General features: G+C 67.2%; 21 protein-coding genes and 1 tRNA gene. 13 read left to right on the top strand and 9 right to left on the bottom strand.

Annotated features, from left to right (window positions below; all coding sequences use genetic code 11):
- The first annotated feature begins 17 nt into the window (after nt 1-17).
- Together RZN05_RS09770 and RZN05_RS09765 are read left to right on the top strand one after the other, a co-directional pair.
- Nucleotides 18-94: transfer RNA gene (locus tag RZN05_RS09770), tRNA-His, on the top strand.
- Between the two features lie 57 nt (nt 95-151).
- The gene (locus RZN05_RS09765; RefSeq protein ID WP_317226426.1) at nt 152-1,204 is read left to right on the top strand and encodes a Leu/Phe/Val dehydrogenase; all 1,053 of its coding nucleotides are present in this window, start codon (nt 152-154) and stop codon (nt 1,202-1,204) included.
- On the opposite strand, the gene RZN05_RS09760 is transcribed toward RZN05_RS09765, so the two are convergent.
- From RZN05_RS09760 to RZN05_RS09735, 6 genes are all read right to left on the bottom strand, one after another.
- Nucleotides 1,201-2,223 (bottom strand): glycosyltransferase, encoded by a 1,023-nt coding sequence (locus RZN05_RS09760; RefSeq protein ID WP_317226425.1) that lies wholly within the window; start codon nt 2,221-2,223, stop codon nt 1,201-1,203. The two genes, RZN05_RS09765 and RZN05_RS09760, sit on opposite strands and share 4 nt — an antisense overlap.
- 2 nt (nt 2,224-2,225) lie before the next feature.
- The gene (locus RZN05_RS09755) at nt 2,226-3,353 is read right to left on the bottom strand and encodes a radical SAM protein (RefSeq protein WP_317226424.1); all 1,128 of its coding nucleotides are present in this window, start codon (nt 3,351-3,353) and stop codon (nt 2,226-2,228) included.
- 93 nt (nt 3,354-3,446) lie between these two features.
- Nucleotides 3,447-4,181 carry a Crp/Fnr family transcriptional regulator gene (locus RZN05_RS09750; RefSeq protein ID WP_317226423.1) on the bottom strand — a complete coding sequence of 245 codons (735 nt, stop codon included), beginning with the start codon at nt 4,179-4,181 and terminating at the stop codon, nt 3,447-3,449.
- Nucleotides 4,182-4,266: 85 nt separating this feature from the next.
- Nucleotides 4,267-5,115 (bottom strand): hypothetical protein, encoded by an 849-nt coding sequence (locus RZN05_RS09745; RefSeq protein WP_317226422.1) that lies wholly within the window; start codon nt 5,113-5,115, stop codon nt 4,267-4,269.
- Nucleotides 5,108-6,028, bottom strand: a complete 921-nt coding sequence (locus RZN05_RS09740) for an ABC transporter ATP-binding protein (RefSeq protein WP_317226421.1) — start codon at nt 6,026-6,028, stop codon at nt 5,108-5,110. Before RZN05_RS09740 ends, RZN05_RS09745 begins: the two co-directional genes overlap by 8 nt.
- Nucleotides 6,029-6,124: 96 nt before the next feature.
- Entirely contained in the window at nt 6,125-6,301 is a 177-nt protein-coding gene (locus RZN05_RS09735) for a hypothetical protein (protein ID WP_317226420.1), read from the bottom strand.
- 155 nt (nt 6,302-6,456) lie between these two features.
- Here RZN05_RS09735 and RZN05_RS09730 point away from each other — a divergent pair, with 155 nt between their 5' ends.
- The 4 genes from RZN05_RS09730 to RZN05_RS09715 all read left to right on the top strand — a co-directional run bounded on the left by RZN05_RS09730 (nt 6,457) and on the right by RZN05_RS09715 (nt 7,924).
- Nucleotides 6,457-6,783: an ArsR/SmtB family transcription factor gene (locus RZN05_RS09730; protein ID WP_317226419.1), complete on the top strand. Its 327-nt coding sequence runs from the start codon at nt 6,457-6,459 to the stop codon at nt 6,781-6,783.
- 10 nt (nt 6,784-6,793) lie between these two features.
- Nucleotides 6,794-7,213, top strand: coding sequence for an SRPBCC family protein (locus RZN05_RS09725; RefSeq protein ID WP_317226418.1), 420 nt, complete (start codon nt 6,794-6,796; stop codon nt 7,211-7,213).
- Between the two features lie 24 nt (nt 7,214-7,237).
- On the top strand, nt 7,238-7,453 hold the full coding sequence (locus tag RZN05_RS09720; protein ID WP_317226417.1) for a hypothetical protein: 216 nt from the start codon (nt 7,238-7,240) through the stop codon (nt 7,451-7,453).
- A gap of 96 nt (nt 7,454-7,549) precedes the next feature.
- Nucleotides 7,550-7,924, top strand: coding sequence for a DUF1801 domain-containing protein (locus RZN05_RS09715; protein ID WP_317226416.1), 375 nt, complete (start codon nt 7,550-7,552; stop codon nt 7,922-7,924).
- Nucleotides 7,925-7,949: 25 nt separating this feature from the next.
- Here RZN05_RS09715 and RZN05_RS09710 read toward each other — a convergent pair whose 3' ends face one another.
- On the bottom strand, nt 7,950-9,518 hold the full coding sequence (locus RZN05_RS09710; RefSeq protein ID WP_317226415.1) for a sensor histidine kinase: 1,569 nt from the start codon (nt 9,516-9,518) through the stop codon (nt 7,950-7,952).
- A 9-nt stretch (nt 9,519-9,527) separates the two neighbouring features.
- Nucleotides 9,528-9,842: a NepR family anti-sigma factor gene (locus RZN05_RS09705; protein WP_317226414.1), complete on the bottom strand. Its 315-nt coding sequence runs from the start codon at nt 9,840-9,842 to the stop codon at nt 9,528-9,530.
- A gap of 153 nt (nt 9,843-9,995) precedes the next feature.
- Here RZN05_RS09705 and RZN05_RS09700 point away from each other — a divergent pair, with 153 nt between their 5' ends.
- From RZN05_RS09700 to RZN05_RS09690, 3 genes are all read left to right on the top strand, one after another.
- On the top strand, nt 9,996-10,799 hold the full coding sequence (locus RZN05_RS09700) for a response regulator (protein ID WP_317226413.1): 804 nt from the start codon (nt 9,996-9,998) through the stop codon (nt 10,797-10,799).
- Nucleotides 10,800-10,861: 62 nt separating this feature from the next.
- Entirely contained in the window at nt 10,862-10,999 is a 138-nt protein-coding gene (locus RZN05_RS09695; RefSeq protein WP_317226412.1) for a hypothetical protein, read from the top strand.
- Nucleotides 11,000-11,095: 96 nt separating this feature from the next.
- Nucleotides 11,096-11,749 (top strand): sigma-70 family RNA polymerase sigma factor, encoded by a 654-nt coding sequence (locus RZN05_RS09690; RefSeq protein WP_317226411.1) that lies wholly within the window; start codon nt 11,096-11,098, stop codon nt 11,747-11,749.
- A 130-nt stretch (nt 11,750-11,879) separates the two neighbouring features.
- Here the strand turns inward: RZN05_RS09690 and RZN05_RS09685 are convergent, their stop codons facing one another.
- A complete protein-coding gene (locus tag RZN05_RS09685) occupies nt 11,880-12,152 on the bottom strand; it encodes a hypothetical protein (RefSeq protein ID WP_317226410.1) in 273 nt (90 codons plus the stop codon).
- A 61-nt stretch (nt 12,153-12,213) separates the two neighbouring features.
- Between RZN05_RS09685 and RZN05_RS09680 the strand changes: the two genes are divergently transcribed.
- The 4 genes from RZN05_RS09680 (at nt 12,214) to RZN05_RS09665 (ending at nt 17,390) form a co-directional block, all read left to right on the top strand.
- Nucleotides 12,214-14,826 (top strand): bifunctional [glutamine synthetase] adenylyltransferase/[glutamine synthetase]-adenylyl-L-tyrosine phosphorylase, encoded by a 2,613-nt coding sequence (locus tag RZN05_RS09680; RefSeq protein ID WP_394804798.1) that lies wholly within the window; start codon nt 12,214-12,216, stop codon nt 14,824-14,826.
- Nucleotides 14,827-14,838: 12 nt separating this feature from the next.
- Nucleotides 14,839-15,300 carry a peroxiredoxin gene (locus RZN05_RS09675; protein ID WP_317226408.1) on the top strand — a complete coding sequence of 154 codons (462 nt, stop codon included), beginning with the start codon at nt 14,839-14,841 and terminating at the stop codon, nt 15,298-15,300.
- Nucleotides 15,297-16,091 carry a ferritin-like domain-containing protein gene (locus tag RZN05_RS09670; protein WP_317226407.1) on the top strand — a complete coding sequence of 265 codons (795 nt, stop codon included), beginning with the start codon at nt 15,297-15,299 and terminating at the stop codon, nt 16,089-16,091. The genes RZN05_RS09675 and RZN05_RS09670 overlap by 4 nt, the downstream gene beginning before the upstream one ends.
- A gap of 120 nt (nt 16,092-16,211) precedes the next feature.
- Nucleotides 16,212-17,390 (top strand): M23 family metallopeptidase, encoded by a 1,179-nt coding sequence (locus RZN05_RS09665; protein WP_317226406.1) that lies wholly within the window; start codon nt 16,212-16,214, stop codon nt 17,388-17,390.
- Nucleotides 17,391-17,468: the final 78 nt, after the last annotated feature.

The following is a 17,468-nucleotide window of genomic DNA, read 5'->3' as shown; positions in this document are numbered from 1 at the left end:
GCGGCCCTTCGTTCGTGGCGACCGTAGTTCAATTGGTTAGAGCGTCGGCTTGTGATGCCGGAAGTTGCGGGTTCAAGTCCCGTCGGTCGCCCCATTTCCCAACGACCGCTCGCGCCGGACGACGGGCGGCATCGCCGCAGGAAACCGACGCGTGATCACCGACTGGGGCTTCCCCGATTTCGACGACCATGAGGGCGTCCACCTCTTCAGCGACCGCGAATCGGGGCTGAGCGCGATCATCGCGATCCACTCCTCCAAGCTGGGCCCGGCCGCGGGCGGCGTGCGCTTCTGGCACTATGCCGACCACCGTGCCGCGATCACCGATGCGCTGCGCCTGTCGCGGGGGATGAGCTACAAGAACGCGATGGCCAATTTGCCGCTCGGCGGCGGCAAGGGCGTGATCCTGGCCAGCGAACCGGGCGCGACGGTGACCACGGCGCAGCTCGAGGCCTTCGGCCGCGCGGTCGAATCGCTTGGCGGCAAGTATGTCACCGCCGAGGATGTCGGCATGTCCGAAGAGCGGATGAAGGTCGTCGCGACCCAGACGCGCCACGTCTCGGGGCTGCCGGTGGCCGAAGGCGGCGCGGGCGGCGATCCCGGGCCGATCACTGCGCGCGGCGTTTATCTCGGCGTCAAGGCGGCAGCGAAGCGTGGGCTCGGCGCGGACGACATGCGCGGTGTTCGGGTTGCAATTCAGGGTGTCGGCTCGGTCGGCGGGGGGGTCGCGCGGTTGCTCGCGAAGGACGGGGCGAAGCTGGTGCTCGCCGACGTCAACGCCGAGCGCGCCAAGGCGCTCGCGGCCGAGCTGGGCGCCGAGGCAGTGGATGCCGGGGCGATCCTGACGCTCGACACCGACTTGTTCAGCCCGAACGCGCTGGGCGCGATCCTGACCGAACAGTCGATCCCGGCGATCAAGGCCAAGGTGATCGCCGGCGGGGCGAACAACCAGCTGGCGACGCGGGCCGACGGCGCGCGGCTGCACGACCGCGGCATCCTTTATGCCCCCGACTACGTCATCAACGCGGGCGGGATCATCAATGTCGGGCTCGAATATCTCGGCCAGGGCAACATGGCCGAGGTCCAGAGCCGGGTCGACAAGATCCCCGATCGGCTGATCGAAGTGTGGGACGAGAGCGCCCGCACCGGCGATCCCGAGAGCGAAGTCGCCGATCGCATCGCCCAGCGGCTGATCGGGCGCGGCTAGGCAGTTGCCGCCGCGGCGGACCGATCGTAGATCGCCCGATAGCGCGTACAGGAGCGATCGAGGCCGAATGCCTGGACACGGCGGCGCGCGGCGGCTCCCATAGCCTGGCTGCGCGCGGGATCGGCGACGAGCGTCGCGATAGCTTCGGCGATCTTCTTCGGACGCCGTCTCGGCACCCAGAGCGCCGCCTCGCCCAATGCCGCGGGCGTGCCGCCCACGGCAGTGGCGATGCAGGGCAGGCCGCTTGCCGCCGCTTCGAGCAGCGCCAATGGCGTGCCTTCATGATCGGAGGGCAGCAGGAACGCGTCGAGCCCCGCGAGCCAGCGCGGCATATCGGCGACAGGGCCGTCGAAGCGGACGTCGAGGCCGTACGCCGCTGCACGCAATTCGGTGTCGAGCGCGCCTTCCCCGGCGATCCGCAGCCGACAGGGCATGCCCCGCGCCGCCAGTAGCCGCAGCGCGGCGATCGCATCGTGGTGGCGCTTCACCGGATGGAGCCGTGCGGCGATGCCAAGCGTGAAGGCCGTGTCCCGCCCCCGTGCCACGTCGAAGCGCGCGAGATCGAGGCCGGGGAGAACCGTCTCGATGCGCCGGCCGGCAACGAACCGGAAGCGTCGCGCGAGGTCGTCGGACACTGCGGTCAATTGTCGCGCCACGCGCAGTCCGCGGCGGATCGCCGGCAGCCAGCGCCACCCGCTCCCGAGCGCGACATGCAGGGTCGCGACCATCGGCACCGGGATGCCTGCCGCAAGGGCGGCCGGGACATGCCCCTGCGCATGCAGCACGTCGATCCGCTCCGCCGCGACGAGCGCGTTCAGCCGTCCGGGGAGATCGGGCAGGTTCCGGTCGAGCGGATGCACCGGCACGTCCACTGCGATCCGCTGCCCTTCGGCATGCGGATCATAGGCGATCACCTGGGCATCGATCCCGAAATCGGCCGCTCGCGCGCAAAGGTCCGCGACCATGCGCTCGCGACCGCCGGCGAGCAGGTTCGGCACCAGATGCGCGACGCGCAGCATGCTCAGCGCGTCAGGCGCTCGGCGGCCTCTCGCGCATATTTGCGGAACGACGGCGCGTGCTTCTCGACGCGCGCGGCCGACTCGCAGTGGCAGTTCGGGCAATTGAGCAGGAATGCGTCGCGCGCCGCCTGGTGGTGCGTCTCGGTGTAGAGAATCTCGCTCAGCCTCTTCTCGTGGAGGTTCCCGAGCGGGAAGGTGACGTAGCAAAGCATAACCGATCCGTCGGCGCCGATCCACAGCAGCTTCCGGGCGTCGCAGGGGATGCGCATGTCCTCTTGCTTGAGCGCCCAGTCGCCGATCGAGGCGAGCGCGACCGGGCTCGCGGTGAGCAGGTCGGGACGCTTGATCTTGGTTTCGAGCAGATGGTCCACGACGCGGTCGATCGCTGGCTTGTCCTCCGGGCGGAACTGGAGCTCGCGCTCGGGACCTTCCTGGAAATAGGGCAGCGAGTAGTGCAGCACATCGACCTGCACCTGGCCCTGGAAGCGATCGGCAAAGGCGATCATCTCGTCTACTGCCGCGACGCTTGCCGAGCGGCGGCTCAGGAGGAAATTAAACTGGAGCGGCAGCTTGTCGGGGCCGAAGCGGGCGCGGGTATTGGTCAGGCTCTCGACCAGTCGCTCGTAGCGGCCGGGGCGTTGGACATAATCGTCGAACGCGCCGTCCTGGCCGTAATAGCCGATCGTCACCTTGGACAGGCCGGCGCCGTGCAGCGCGTCGATCTTGCGGTCGAGGATCAGCGCGTTGGTGGTCATGTACGCGCCGACGCTATTGGTAGTGGCGATCTCTACCATCTCGACGACGTCGGGGTGGAGCAGCGGCTCGCCGCCATAGAGGCGCACCGCGGGCACCTTCGCCGCGGCGGCGTCCTCGAGCAGCCCGCGAACGATCTCTAGCGGGAGCTGCGCACCGGGCATGAAGTCGCGCCCGTATTTGCAGCCGCGGCAGCGCAAATTGCAATGCGCAGTGATCGCAATGGTGATCTTCTCGGTCCGCGCGCGGATCAGCGAGGGCCAGTGCCCCGCCATCGTGCTCATCATCCGCTCGCTCGCGCGATAGCCGGCCTTGAGCGCAGGTGCCGTCGCAGGAACCGCGCGGGCCAGCGAGCGTGCAACGCTTTCGATCGTCATGAAATGCCCTCCGAGCAACAGGATAGGCAGAGGCCGGTTAAGGAAAGATGCGGAGGCGTGCAGATGCGCGCGAAAAGCGCCCCAGGGAATGGCCTAGCGCCCCGCGGGCACCCAGGGAGCATCGTAGTTCAGCGTCCGCACCGGGCGCGCCGCCAGTTCGCCGAGCTTCTGCCGATCGAGGATCGTCATGTGCTGGCCCTGCTGGGCAATCAGTCCGCGGGCGCGCAGGTCGCGCAGGGTTCGGTTGATATGCACGCTGGTGAGCCCGGTGATGTCGCCGAGCTGCTCCTGGGTCAACGGAAGTCGATACATGCCGTTGCTGGCGAGCCCGATCGCCTCGAGCCGTTCCAGCAGGTCGATCAGCAGCGACGCCACGCGTGCCTCCGCCGAGGTCCGGCCCACCGATGCGAGCTGGTCCATCAGTGCCACGCGCTCGAGCTGGCTGGTCAGCATGAATTGGGCGGCGATACGCGGATGGTCCTCGAACAGCTTTCCGAACCGTTCGAATGGAACCTCGGACACGAAAACCGGGGTGATCGCGGTAAGGATCTCCACCGTCCGGGTGACGCACATGCTGGGCGTGCCGAGCGCATCGCCGGGCAGGTGCACCTTGACGATCTGGCGGCTCCCATCGGGCAGGATGATCGACGCCTTGGCCCAGCCTTCGAGCAGCAGGAAGAAGCTGGTGGGGACGATCCCCTCCGGCCGGATCGTGGCGCGCTTCTCGAACGCGAGCGCGGGGTTCCCGAGTGCGACGATCGCGCGCAGCTCGGTCTGGCTGAGCGCGCCGAATTCCTGGAATCGATTCAATGGCAGACGGTCGGTCAAGCGTATCCTCTCCACCGATACGCTAGCGGTCCGACCCTGGCGCGACCTTAACCTGAATCAGGTTCCGAGCGCTAAGGACTTGGGATCAATTGATGTCCTGGCGCCTGAAGGCGAACAGGCAAAGCGCGCCCAGGCCGACGATCCACAGAGTCAGGGCGACGAGCGAGGTCGTCTGCGAATAGGAAACGATCGTGCCGCTTGCGAGCTTGAGCTGGTAGCCGGTGCCATCGCGCAACCAGCTCGTCCAATTGTCGAGGTGATAGCTCGGCAGGACGCGATAGGGCACTGCCAGCCATTCCACCCCGAAATTGCTGAGCCCGCCGACGATCTTGCCGAGCAGCTCGTCGAGCGTGACGAAAACCAGCGAGATCAGGAACGCGGCGAGCGTCGAGCGAGTGAGCACCGCCATCACGCTGGCATAAGCGGCGGTAATCAGCAGCGGCGCGATGCCGAGCAGCACCAGCTTGCCGTGCGCGGCGAGGATCGCGGCAAGCGTGACGCCCTGGGGGATGGATTCGCCCGCAATGCCGAACTTGGTGAACTGGAGCAGGGCCGCGATCGCCGCAGCGCCAATCCAGGCGAGATAGAGCAGGCCGGTCGCCACCAGATATTTGGCGCCGATCAGCTTCCAGCGCGCCGCGTGCGGCACGACGAGCTTCCAAGTGTTCCAGCCATATTCGCCGGCGAAGACCAAGGCGAAATAGGCGGCGACCAGATAGCGGCCAAGGCTGATCATCGGCACGTACCAGATCGGCGTGGTCTGCTCGATCCATGTCTTTGCGGTGATTGCCGTGGCGGGATCGCGGCTGGCGAGCTTCACGCCGATCGTAATCGCCATGATCAGCCCGACGGCGATCGGATAGAGCCAGACCAGCAGCCAGGTGCCGCGATGCGGGAGCAGCTTGGTCCATTCGGCGGAGACGATGTTACGCATGTCCGGTCTCCGCCTGGCTGGTGATCGCGAGAAAGGCTTCTTCGAGCGAGCGCTGATGAGGGGCGAGGGTAAACACGTCGACCTGCGCGGCGACGAGGCGGCGGAGGATCTCGGGCGCGGCGGCACTGGGCGCGCGGACCTGCAGCGCGTTGCCGGCGATCGTGCAGGGCCAGTCCGGGGCGAGCGCGGCCTGGGCCTTGTCGAGCGGGGTGGCGACGATGCGCAGGCTCTCTTCGGCCTGGAGCAGCCCGGCGACGCTGTCCTCGCGGATCAGCGTGCCGCGATCGATGATCCCGATGCGGTCGCAGACTTGCTGGACTTCGTTGAGCAGGTGGCTCGACAGGAACACGGTCTTGCCGTGCTCGGTCGCGAGCGAGCGGATCAGCGTGCGCATCTCCTGGATGCCCGCGGCGTCGAGGCCGTTGGCAGGCTCGTCGAGGATCACCAGGTCTGGATCGTTGAGCAATGCCGCGGCGACGCCAAGGCGCTGGCGCATGCCGGTCGAATAGCCCTTCACTTTGCGATTGGCGGAACCTGTGAGCCCGACCTGGTCGAGCAGCGCGTCGATCCGCCCGGCGCCGAGGCTCTGGGTGCGTGCGAGCACGTCGAGGTTCCGGCGGCCGGTGAGGAAGGGATAGAAGGCGCCGCCGTCGACGAGCGAGCCGACCTTCCGGGGCGGCTGGCCGTGAGTCACGTCCTGCCCGAACAGCCTGATCGAGCCCGCGCTGGGCGAGATCAGCCCGAGCAGCATCCGGATCGTGGTGCTCTTGCCCGCGCCGTTCGCGCCGAGAAAACCGTATACCTCGCCGGCGCCGACGGTGAGCGACACGTCCTGCACGGCGCGCACGCCGCCGGCGCGCCTGCCGTAGGTCTTGCTGAGTGCTGCAATCTCCAGCACCGGATTGTCACGCATGATCAGGCCCCCGATCTTAGTCGCGCGGTCGGGCGACTGTTATATATTGCTAATACACTTCGGGCGCGGCCGTCAACCCGGCGATGCGAGGTGCGGCTATTGGAGCGAAGGGCGCGCGGCCGCCTCCGCCGCGTCGAGCTGCGCGCAGGTCAGCTCGGCCTTGACGCGCTGGAGCTGGGCGCGGACCTGGTCGATCGTCGCCATCAGCTCGGCGAGGTCGAGCTGCATCGCGGTGATCGCGGCGGCGCTGCGCGGATCCTGGCCTTGGGTCATGCGATGCTCCTTCACGCGTATAACGCCCGTGCGCCACGCTGGATGCGTCGCGGCGCGCTGTCCAGCGGCGTCTGGGCGGTTAACGTTCTTAATGGGATTGACGGACGCATAACCGCACGGTTATGAAAACGCATAACCAGTGAGTTATGAGTCTTATGATGCCGTTGGGTGCCGATATGCTGTTCAAGACGCTTGCCGATCCGACGCGGCGCGCGCTGTTCGAGCGGCTGTGCCGTGAAGGCGAGCAGACCGTGGGGGCGCTGACTGCGCGTGCCGGCGTGTCGCAGCCGGCGGTGTCGAAGCATCTCGGCGTGCTGCGCGAGGCGGGGCTCGTGGTCGATCGGCAGGCGGGGCGGCAGACGCATTACACCGCGCAGCCGGGGGCGCTGGCGCCGCTGATCGACTGGACCGGGCAGATGGCCGGCTTCTGGGAGCGAAAATTCGACGATCTCGAGGATCTGCTGAGGAGGATGGACCAGTGAGCGACAACCAGTGAGCGACAGGCGCAGCGTGGTGATCGAGCGTGAGTTCGCGCATCCGCCCGAGCGGCTGTGGCGCGCGCTGACCCAGCCGCATCTGATCGCCGAATGGCTGATGGCGAACGATTTCGTGCCCGCCGTGGGGCACCAGTTCAAGCTGCGCGGCGACTGGGGCGGGGTGCTCGACTGCGAAGTGCTCGAAGTCGAGCCGTTGCGGACGCTGTCCTATACCTGGAACTTCGCGCACGACGACCCGGCCTATGCGCTGGAAAGCGTCGTGACCTTCACGCTGACGCCGACCGCGGCGGGCACGCATCTGCGGATGGAGCAGGCGGGGTTCGGGGCGAGCCAGAAGGCGGCGTATGGCGGCGCGCATGCCGGGTGGAAGAAGTTCCTCGACCAGCTCGATCAGGTGGCGGGGAACAACGACTGAACGAGCTTTGGGAGGAGGAGTGTCATGCGGTTTGGTCTGTGGGTGCGGCAAGGGCATCGCTGGTTGGCGATCGCGTTCACGCTGGGCGTGCTGGCCTATATCGTCGCGATGCGCGGCGGTGGGCAGCCGCCGGCATGGCTGGGGCTGCTGGCACTGGTGCCGCTGATCCTGCTGTCGGTGAGCGGGCTGTATCTGTTCGCGCTGCCCTATGTCGTGGGGGCGCGGAAGGCGGGGGCGTGACGGTGAAGCTGCTGTCCGCGGGGTTAATCCGCAAATCGCCGAGGCCGGCCCATATCGCGATGCTGCGCGGCTGGATTTCCTGAAAAGGAGGATATGATGACGAACGAGACGCCGTCCGAATTGATCGATGCGCGGATCGCCGAGCTGGGCGACTGGCGCGGCGAGATGCTGGCCAGGTTGCGCGCGCTGGTCCACGAAGCCGATCCCGAAGTGACCGAGGAGTGGAAGTGGAACGTGCCTGCCTGGTATCATAATGGGCTGCTGTTCACCGGCGAGAGCTACAAGAAATCGGTCAAGATGACCTTCGCCAAGGGCGCGGCGCTGGCGGATACCCAGGGGCTGTTCAATTCGAGCCTCGACGGCAATGTGCGGCGCGCAATCGATTTCTTCGAAGGCGATGTGCTGGACGAGGACGCGCTGAAGGCGCTGTTCCGCGAGGCGGTGGCGCACAATCTCGCTAGCAGGGGCTAGAAAATCCTTCTTTCGGCATCCTGGCCTAAGGCCGGCCGGTGATCGCGATCGAGGTTTCGTAGGCGCCGACCAGTGGGTCGTGGTGGAGCTTGGTGCGCAGCTGGCGTGCCAGGCCGGCGATGATCCGGCCATAGCGGTTCTCGAGCTGGGACCCCAACTCGGCGCTTTCGACCAGCGAGGGCGAATTGACGCGCAGGATCGCGCGATCCTCTTCTTCGGCGCCCTTGATCGAGATGCGGATCTGCGCGGCGGGATTGCAGCTCACTGCCAGCTCGACCAGCTCGGTGAGCAGGAAGGCGACGGCGATCGCCACGTCCTGGTTGACCAGCAGCGGCTCGATCTCGAGCGTGATGCCGAGGCCCGCGGCGCGCTCGGGGGCGGTCGCGCGGATATTGGCGGCAAGCTCGCCGATGATCGAGCGCAGGTCGAGCCCGCGATTTTCCTCGAGTTCGGCATAATGGTGGCGATGGACCACCGCGAGCGCATCGACGCGGCGCTGGATCGACGAATAGGCTTCGGTCGCCTCGGCATTCTTCGCACCGCGCGCGTGGAAGTTGATCAGGCTAGAGATGACCTGAAGGTTGTTCTTCACCCGGTGATGAACTTCGCGGGTGAGCTTGGTCTGGCGGACCAGCCCGTCGGCGAGATCGGCTTCGTGCGCCTGGACGGTGCGGGTGATCTGCTGGAAGGTTTCGCCGAGCTCGCGGATTTCCTGTGCGGGCATTGCCCCGAAGCGGCGCATGTCGAGCACTTCGCCGGGCTGGTAGCGCCCGACGCTGGTGCGCAGCTGGCGAAGCGGGCGGATCAGCAGGATGTTGACGACGAACCAGCTCACGACGGCGGCGACGATCCAGATCACGACGAGCAGGATCGTGGTGAGGATCAGCGGCGAGGTGACCGGTGCGCCGGGCATCGACATTTCTAGCGCGAGACGATCGATCGCGAGATCGCTCCGCGCCGTCTCGCGCCGGCCGAGCGGGCCGGACTTGTCGAGATTGCGCAGCACGAGGCGGTCGTCGTCGCGGAGGAGCGCGGCGCCGTAGTCCGGAACGAAGCCACTGGGGCGGGCAAGCGCGGCGAGCGCCGACACCGGATACCAGGCGGTTGCGGTCAGGCTGCCGGAGCCGCCCACGCGCAGCGCGAGTCCGCCGGCGAGGAACGAGGCGCGTACCTCGGCCGCGCGCAACGGATCGGAAGCGGGTAGCGTGAAGCGCTGGCCGCAGAGCACACGCCCCTGTGCATCGGCGATGGCGAAGCGCACGCCGCCCTGGCTGGCGAAGCTGCCGGCCAGCCGCATGCAGCTCTCCGTGTCCTGCGGGTCGCGCTCGAGCGCGGCGAGCGTGTCGCGGAACTGGTTCGCTTCGTTGGTGAGGGTATTCTCGACCACGCCGGAACTCTCATCGGCGATGGCGGAAAGGCGCGCGCGCGCCTCGGTGTCGGCGGTGCGGGTGGTCTGGATCGTCGTGAACAGCGCGATCAGCGCAAGGGGCAGAAGCGCGCCGACAAGGATCAGGAACAGCTTCGCGCCGGTGGGCATGCGCGCCATCGCCGCCGCGACCCTCTTGGCACGCGGCTCGAGATCTGTTCCGTCCATATCGCTTGGCTAGTCGAGCTTCTTCAGAAGGTCGAGCAAATCGTCGGGCACGGTTTCGCGAACGGCCTCGTCATAGGCCTGACGCAGCGCATCGCCCACATTGCGGCTGGGCTTGCTGCTTTCCGACCCGCCCTTGGACTTGGGCGACCTCTTTTTTTCATCCTTTGCGGAATGCACCAATTTCCCCCGTAAGGACCCGAGATGTCCGGGACCCGGACTGTTGAAATACGCGAGCACCGGATGCCCGATTAACGCCGTGACGCCGGAGCGCAAGCGCCTCCTTTTCAGGATGCGCGAGCACGCCTGTGGCTGCTTGCGCGCCACGCGGCTTGGACGATGAAACCAAATAGCGCGTCGATTGTTCCACAGGCGATGCGAAATCCGGGGAGGGGCTCCTTTGGACAGCAGAAACGATTGCAATGCAGGCGTAGGGGCGCGAGATAGCGGCCCGCGCACTCGAAGGAGAATAGTTACCTCATGTCGCTTGGACAGCAACTCGCGCCGCATCTTCCCCTGCTGCGCCGCTATGCGCGCGCACTCACCGGCAGCCAGGCCGACGGCGACCGCTATGTGCGCGCCGCGCTCGAAGCCATCGTCGCCGCACCGGACCAGTTTCCCCGCGAAGTCGATCCGCGCCTCGGTCTCTATCGTACCTTCCAGGCGATCTGGCAGTCGACGCACCTCGAGGAAGAGGATGTGATCGAGGATAGCTCGAACGAGGCTGAATCGATCGCGCGCAAGCGTCTCGCCCGCCTCACGCCGCTGTCGCGCCAGGCGCTGCTGCTGACCACGGTCGAGGGGTTCAGCGTCGAAGACGCGGGATACCTGATCGAGGAGGATCCGGCGCAGGTCTCGCAGCTCGTCTCCGAGGCGGTGGCCGAGATCGAGCGCCAGACGCGCACCCGCGTGATGATCATCGAGGACGAGCCGCTGATCGCGATGGACCTCGAGCAGATCGTCCGCGATCTCGGCCATGAGGTTACCGGCGTCGCCGTCACTCGCGACGAAGCGGTGGCGCTGGCGATGGAGGACCGTCCCGGCCTCGTGCTCGCCGACATCCAGCTCGCCGACGACAGCTCGGGGATCGATGCAGTCAAGGACATCCTCGCCGAATTCTCGGTGCCGGTGATCTTCATCACGGCGTTCCCCGAGCGGCTGCTGACCGGTGAGCGGCCCGAGCCGACCTTCCTGATCACCAAGCCGTTCCAGCGCGAGACCGTGAAGACGACGATCAGCCAGGCGCTGTTCTTCGATCAGGCGACGGTGCCCGCCGCGGCCTGAAAAAATCCGGCGCGGGTTCCACACGATACGGACCCAAAACGGTTTTGGTGGGTTGAAGGGGCATGGCTGAGAACGACGAAACCATCCATGTCTCCACCGAGCGGGCCCGCGCCGGCGCCACGCCGCACATGACGCGCTATGTGCTGGGCTTCGGCCTGGCGCTGGTGATCATCGCCTTCGCCGTCATCCTCTGGTTCTGACGCTTCATTCCGGGGGTTTAAATGCTGGCAATCGCGCCTGTTGCGCCTATCTCCAATCCATGCGGCATTTCGGCACGCACAAGTGAACGGGATCGAATGACTGAGTCCGAACAGCCTGACGATCGCGACGAGGATGCGGCTGCAGAGCCGCCGCGCGAGCACGTTGCGCTCTCCGATCCCGAATTCAAGAAACAGCTCGCCACCGTAATCCCGCATCTGCGCGCGTTCGGGCGTTCGCTCTCGGGCAGCCGCGACCTAGCCGACGATCTGGTGCAGGAGACCTTGCTCAAAGCCTGGGCGGCGCGCCAGCGCTTCCAGGCGGGCACCAATATGCGTGCCTGGACCTTCATCATCCTGCGCAATCTTTATCTTAGCCAGATGCGCCGTGCGCGCTTCAAGGGAGAGTGGGACGATCTGGTCGCCGACCGGCTGCTCGCCGCGCCGGCGAGCCAGGATCGGCATGTCGAATTGAACGACATGCAGCGCGCACTGCTCCATCTGCCCCAGCCGCAGCGCGAGGCGCTGATCCTCGTCGGTGCGGGCGGGTTCGCCTATGAAGAGGCTGCCGAGATCTGCAACGTCGCCGTCGGCACGATCAAGAGCCGCGTGGCGCGCGGCCGGGTGGCGCTCGAATCGCTGCTGACCGAGGGGCAATTGCCTTCGCGGCGCGATAGCCTGCCCAATCCGGGCGGCAAGAGCGCGCTCGACACGATCATGGGCGAAGTCGACGACCTCAGCCGCGAGCGCTGAGCGACCCCGTCAATACCAACTCGTTCGTGCTGAGCTTGTCGAAAGCAGCGTACTTCTCATTCCCATCCCGGGAGAAAGAAGAGCGGCCTTTCGACAAGCGCTGGGCGAACGGGTGTTTCTGTTCTCGGGCTCAGTAGCCCGTCGACATCTCGTGGTTGAGCTGCTGGAGCAACGCGGCCATGTCTTCTGGCAGCGCTGCCTCGCGCTCGAACGCGTCCCGCAGCGACAGCGCAACGGCGTCGCTGGCGTGCGGACGGCCGACGCGATAAGCGCAGGTCTGGGCCTCGGGGGCGGAAGAGGATGACGGTCGGTTCACAATGCAGAAACGTGCAGGATTCACATTTGTTGCTTGACAATTGTAAATCTGTTGTTCTTGCAGCGTATCGATACGGCGTTCCCGCATGATTTCCGGGGATTTGCAGTCCGCCGTTGAACGCTCACGCGCGCATGCGCCGTTCCTGGCGATGCTCCTGGATCGCGAGTCGCAGCTTCTCGACGATCTGGAGGCGGCGCTGGCAGATCCGCTTGCGACGGCGGGGTCGCTGGATGCCGACCTGCCGGAGTCGCGGCGGTTGCGGCTGGCGCGGCGGCGGCTGGCGCTGCTGGTCGCCCTGGGCGATCTTTCCGGCCGGTTCGACCTTACGCAAGTTACCCAACTGCTCAGCGACTTCGCCGACGATGCCCTGGACCGGGCGATCCGCGCCGCGATCCGCGAGCGGACGCCCGATGCCGAGCCGATCGGGTTCGCGGCGATCGCGCTCGGCAAGCAGGGGAGCAGGGAGCTCAACTATTCGTCGGACATCGACCCGATCCTGGTGTTCGATCCGGCGACGCTGCCGTGCAAGCCTCGCGAAGTGCCCGAGGAGGCTGCGGTGCGGATCGGCCGGCGAGTGATCGAACTGCTCCAGTCGCGTGACGCCGACGGCTATGTGATGCGTGTCGACCTGCGGCTGCGGCCGTCGCCCGAAGTCACCCCGATCGCGCTGCCCGTCGAGGCGGCGATCTCCTACTATGAATCGCAGGCTTTGCCGTGGGAGCGCGCTGCGTTCATCCGCGCGCGCGCCTGTGCCGGCGACAGGACGCTCGGCGACTATTTCCTCTCGGCGATCCGCCCGTTCGTGTGGCGCCGTGCCGTCGATTACGGGACGATCCGCGAGATCCGCGACATTTCGCGCCGGATTCGCGATCATTATGCCCAGTCGCAGGCGTTCGGCCCCGGCTACGATCTGAAGCGCGGGCGTGGCGGTATCCGCGAGATCGAGTTCTTCGCGCAGATCCACCAGCTCATCCACGGCGGGCGCGATCCGGCGCTGCGCGTGCCCGCCACCCGCGACGCGCTTGCCGCGCTGGCTGCGGACGGGCGGATCGATGCCGAAGACGCGGCGGCGCTGAGCGCGGCCTATGGCGAATTCCGCACCGTCGAGCATCGGCTGCAGATGGTCGACGATCTTCAGACGCACACGTTGCCGGTGGGGCAGGAAGCGCTCGACAATGTCGCGAAGCTTGCCGGGCTTGCCGATAGCGGCGCGCTGATCGAGCGGCTGCGACCCCATGTCGAGCGGGTAGGGCGCGTTTATGATTCGCTTGCGGGCGACGAGGAACCGCGGCTGCCGTCGAATCCCGAAGCGCTGGAGCCGCGGCTCGCCGAGGCCGGGTTCGAGAGTCCGTCAGGCGCGCTGCGCATTGTTGAGGGCTGGCGCGGCGGCGGCTATCCGGCGCTGCGCAGCCCGCAGGCGCGCGAGGCGCTGGAGGCGTTGCTGCCGGGGCTGATCGCCGCCTTTGCCCAAGCGCCCGACAGCACGCATGCGATCACCCGGTTCGATGCGATGCTCTCGCGCCTGCCGAGCGCGATCAACTTCTTCCGCCTGCTCGAGGCGCAACCCGGGCTGCGCCAGTTGATGAGCGCAATCCTGTGTCATGCGCCGACGCTGGCCGAGCAGCTCGGGCGCCGCGCCGAGCTGCTCGACGGGCTGATCGATGCGAGCGCGCTCGAACCCGTGGCCGAAATCCCCGTGCTGATCGGCGAGATGGCGGCATGCGAGCGCGGCGTCGATTACCAATGGCAGCTCGAGCATGTCCGGCGGCTGGTCAACGAGAAGCGTTTCGCCCTCGGCGCGCAGATCGTCGCGGGGGCGAGTGACCCGATCGAGGTGTCGCACGGCTATGCGCGGATCGCGGAGGCGGCGATCGACGTGCTCGCCGCCGCGACGATCGCCGAGTTCGAGCGCGCGCATGGCCGCGTGCCAGAGAGCGAACTGGTGATCCTCGCGCTCGGCCGGATGGGCGGGCAGGCGCTCACCCACGCCTCCGACCTCGACCTGATCTATCTGTTTACCGGCGCCTACGATGCCGAATCCGATGGGGCCAAGCCGCTCGGTGCGGTGGTCTATTACAACCGGCTGGCGCAGCGGGTGACCGCGGCGCTGTCGGTCGCCACCGCGGCGGGGCCGCTCTACGAAGTCGACACCCGGCTGCGGCCCTCGGGCGCGCAGGGGCCGCTGTCGGTCTCGCTCGACGGCTTCGCGCGGTACCAGCGCGAGGATGCCTGGACCTGGGAGCATATGGCGCTCACTCGCGCCCGGCCCGTGTTCGGATCGCCGACCGCGCGATCGGCGGTACAGGCGATTGTCGACGAGGTGCTTCACGGCGCGCGGCCCGAGCGCGATATCCTGGCCGATGCCGCGAAGATGCGCGACGAGATGGCGGCGCACAAACCGCCCAAGGGACCGCTCGACGCCAAGTTGCTGCCCGGCGGGCTGGTCGATCTCGAATTCGCGGTGCACGTTCTCCAGTTGCGGCATCGCACGGCGTTCACGCCGCGGCTGGGCAGGGCGATCGACCTGCTGGTGGAACAGGGGCTGTTCTCTCCGGCGATGCCCGCCGCATACCGGCTGCTTTCGCGGCTGTTGGTAACGCTGCGGCTGGTCGCGCCGGATGCGCAGCCACCGGGCGAGACGACTCAGGCGCTGATCGCACGCGCGGTCGGGCTCGAATCCTGGGATGCAGTGGTTGCCTCGCTCGAAGCGACCCGGCAGGAGGTGGCCGAATGCTGGGCGGCGATCCGCGTCGGCGACTGACGGAGACCAAGGATGATCGAGCCGGGCGACACGCTGCCGGATGTCACGCTGGAAGGCGCCGACGGACCCTTTCGGCTGGCGGAGCGCAAGGGGCCGCTGGTCCTGTATTTCTATCCCAAGGACGACACGGCGGGCTGCACGCGCGAGGCGCAGGACTTCACGGCGCTGGCGCCCGACTTCTCCGCACTGGGCGTGAATCTTCTCGGTGTCTCCAAGGATAGTGCCACAAAGCACCGGAAGTTCACCGAAAAATACGGCCTGGGCATTCCGCTCGCGACCGACGACGGCCCCGTGATGGAAGCTTTCGGGGTGTGGATCGAGAAGCAGCTCTACGGCCGCAAATATATGGGGATCGACCGCTCGACCTTCCTGTTCGACGCCGGCGGCACACTGGTCCGCGAATGGCGCAAGGTGCGCGTGCCCGGCCATGCCGAGGCGGTGCTCGCCGCGGCGAAGGAGATGCTGAACCCGTGACCCGCAGCGTCGCCGAGGCGGCGCGCGCGGTGCTCACCGCCGCCGAACCGCTCGCCAAGATCAAGGCGGCGCGGGCAGCGGCGCGCGACTGGCGGCTGGGGCGGCTCGACCATCGCTTCGACGTCGCGATGCCCGATCGCCCGGCACGGCCCGACCAGCCCGAACTGCTCCCGCCCAAGCGCATGCCCAAGCGCGGCAAGGGATCGGAACACGGCCGCGTCGCGCTGATCCACGCCATCGCGCATATCGAGTTCGCCGCGATCGACCTGGCGTTCGACGCCGTCGGTCGGTTCGGCGGCGAATTTCCGCGCGGTTTCACCGACGACTGGATGCAAGTCGGTGCCGACGAAGCGATGCATTTCGCGCTGCTCGACCGGCGGCTCAGGCAACTCGGCAGCTTCTATGGCGCGATGCCGGCGCATGACGGGCTATGGGATGCGGCGGCCGCGACGGCGCAGGATTCGCTCGCGCGGCTGGCGGTCGTCCCGATGGTCCTCGAGGCGCGTGGGCTAGATGTAACCCCTTCGACGATCGAGCGTTTTCAGAGAGTGGGCGATGCCGCCACCGCGCGGATCCTGACCCGCATCCTGAACGACGAGATCGGGCATGTCGGCGCGGGCACGCGCTGGTTCGAATCGCGCTGTGCTGAACAAAATATTAACCCCGAAACGACCTGGCACGAACTCGTGCGGACCCATTTTCGGGGCCTGATTAAACCTCCATTCAACGACTCGGCGCGCGACGAAGCCGGTTTGACGCGTGGTTACTACGCGCCTCTTGCAGCTTCCTGATTTCTCAGGCCAAACCCCGCCACGTCCAAAGGCGGAGGGGCTGCTACTTGGACATCGTTATTTTTGGTAGCCGATCACCGGGTCGCATCGGTGCGTGCTTGCCTGACTTGCCGGGGATTCATGGCTGACGCTTCGAACAAGAAAACTGCGAACCTCGGCCAGCGGTTCCGCAAATTTTTCACCACCCGCGATTTTATTTTCCATGACGGCCGCGACCTGCGCCGCTTCAGCCTCGCGGGGCGCACCCAGGCGCTGTTCGCCGGCGTCGCGACGGTGACCGTGCTGTTCTCGGGCTATGGCGTGTCGCAGGCTATGGCCGGCGTGATCGCCGTCAGCGGCGTCGCCGGTTCGCCCGAGGCGCAGGTCGCCCAGATGCGTGCCGAAGTCGATCGCATGCAGGACGAGATCGATGCCGCCAAGCAGGCCGCCAAGCTCCATGCCGCCCGCGTCGAGCAGCGCCAGGCGCTGATCTCCGCAGTGCTTTCGGGCAAGACCGATCCCGGCGCGCTCGATCAGGCGCTTCCCGCGACCGGCGCCAAGACCAGCGGCGTCACGGCCGAGCTGGTCGCGCCGCTGCGCGAAGTCGAGCAGCGCCAGGTCGCGCTTGCCGGCAAGGCCCGCGCCGCCGGCGAGGCGCGCTATCAGCAGACCGCCAGCCAGTTCCGCCGCCTCGGCCTCGCGCCCGAGCGCTATGTCCGCGTCGTCCATGGCGCGATGGGCGGCCCCTTCGAACCGATGGACAGCAACGACACCGCCGCGGGTTCGGATTCGGCCGAGAGTGCCGACGCCCAGTTCCGCGCGCTGTTCCTCACCTGGAAGAAGCTCGACGCGCTCGAGCAGACGGTGATCTCGATCCCGTCGATGCAGCCGGTCGACAAGCTGCTCTTCACCTCGAGCTTCGGCGTGCGCTCGGATCCGTTCCGCGGCACCGCGGCGATGCATGCCGGTGTCGATATCCCCGGTGCGATCGGCACGCCGATCTACGCGACGGCCGATGGCATCATCAGCCACGCTGGCCGCCAGGGCGGTTATGGCAACCTCGTCCAGATCAACCACGGCCGCGGCATCGAGACGCGCTATGGCCACCTTTCGAAGATCCTGGTCAGCGACAATACCCGCGTGCGTCGCGGCCAGATGATCGGCCTGATGGGCTCGACCGGCCGTTCGACCGGCAGCCACCTCCATTACGAGGTCCGCGTCGACGGCAAGGCAGTCAATCCGATCCCGTTCCTGCAGAGCGGCGAGTATCTCGCCTCGCAGGGCGGCACGGCGGGCGGCGTAGGCGGCCCCGCCAAGTAAGAGGCAGGAGAGGAGAGGGGTCGTCCGCGAGGCGGCCCCCACCCGCGTCGCTCCACTTATCTTCCCTGCCAGCCCCGA

This window comes from Sphingomonas sp. HF-S4 (assembly GCF_032911445.1).
Lineage (GTDB): Bacteria > Pseudomonadota > Alphaproteobacteria > Sphingomonadales > Sphingomonadaceae > Sphingomonas > Sphingomonas agrestis.
The sequence above is the reverse complement of the archived record's forward strand: the minus strand, read 5'-3'. Positions and strand labels throughout refer to the sequence as shown.

Excerpts from the sequence above, each read along its gene's own strand:
- RZN05_RS09760 (WP_317226425.1), bottom strand. The coding sequence starts at position 2,223 with ATGCTGCGCGTCGCGCATCTGGTGCCGAACCTGCTCGCCGGCGGTCGC.
- RZN05_RS09755 (WP_317226424.1), bottom strand. The coding sequence starts at position 3,353 with ATGACGATCGAAAGCGTTGCACGCTCGCTGGCCCGCGCGGTTCCTGCG.
- RZN05_RS09745 (WP_317226422.1), bottom strand. The coding sequence starts at position 5,115 with ATGCGTAACATCGTCTCCGCCGAATGGACCAAGCTGCTCCCGCATCGC.
- RZN05_RS09740 (WP_317226421.1), bottom strand. The coding sequence starts at position 6,028 with ATGCGTGACAATCCGGTGCTGGAGATTGCAGCACTCAGCAAGACCTAC.
- RZN05_RS09735 (WP_317226420.1), bottom strand. The coding sequence starts at position 6,301 with ATGACCCAAGGCCAGGATCCGCGCAGCGCCGCCGCGATCACCGCGATG.
- RZN05_RS09730 (WP_317226419.1), top strand. The coding sequence starts at position 6,457 with ATGATGCCGTTGGGTGCCGATATGCTGTTCAAGACGCTTGCCGATCCG.
- RZN05_RS09720 (WP_317226417.1), top strand. The coding sequence starts at position 7,238 with ATGCGGTTTGGTCTGTGGGTGCGGCAAGGGCATCGCTGGTTGGCGATC.
- RZN05_RS09715 (WP_317226416.1), top strand. The coding sequence starts at position 7,550 with ATGACGAACGAGACGCCGTCCGAATTGATCGATGCGCGGATCGCCGAG.
- RZN05_RS09710 (WP_317226415.1), bottom strand. The coding sequence starts at position 9,518 with ATGGACGGAACAGATCTCGAGCCGCGTGCCAAGAGGGTCGCGGCGGCG.
- RZN05_RS09700 (WP_317226413.1), top strand. The coding sequence starts at position 9,996 with ATGTCGCTTGGACAGCAACTCGCGCCGCATCTTCCCCTGCTGCGCCGC.
- RZN05_RS09695 (WP_317226412.1), top strand. The coding sequence starts at position 10,862 with ATGGCTGAGAACGACGAAACCATCCATGTCTCCACCGAGCGGGCCCGC.
- RZN05_RS09690 (WP_317226411.1), top strand. The coding sequence starts at position 11,096 with ATGACTGAGTCCGAACAGCCTGACGATCGCGACGAGGATGCGGCTGCA.
- RZN05_RS09685 (WP_317226410.1), bottom strand. The coding sequence starts at position 12,152 with ATGCGGGAACGCCGTATCGATACGCTGCAAGAACAACAGATTTACAAT.
- RZN05_RS09680 (WP_394804798.1), top strand. The coding sequence starts at position 12,214 with ATGCTCCTGGATCGCGAGTCGCAGCTTCTCGACGATCTGGAGGCGGCG.
- RZN05_RS09675 (WP_317226408.1), top strand. The coding sequence starts at position 14,839 with ATGATCGAGCCGGGCGACACGCTGCCGGATGTCACGCTGGAAGGCGCC.
- RZN05_RS09665 (WP_317226406.1), top strand. The coding sequence starts at position 16,212 with ATGGCTGACGCTTCGAACAAGAAAACTGCGAACCTCGGCCAGCGGTTC.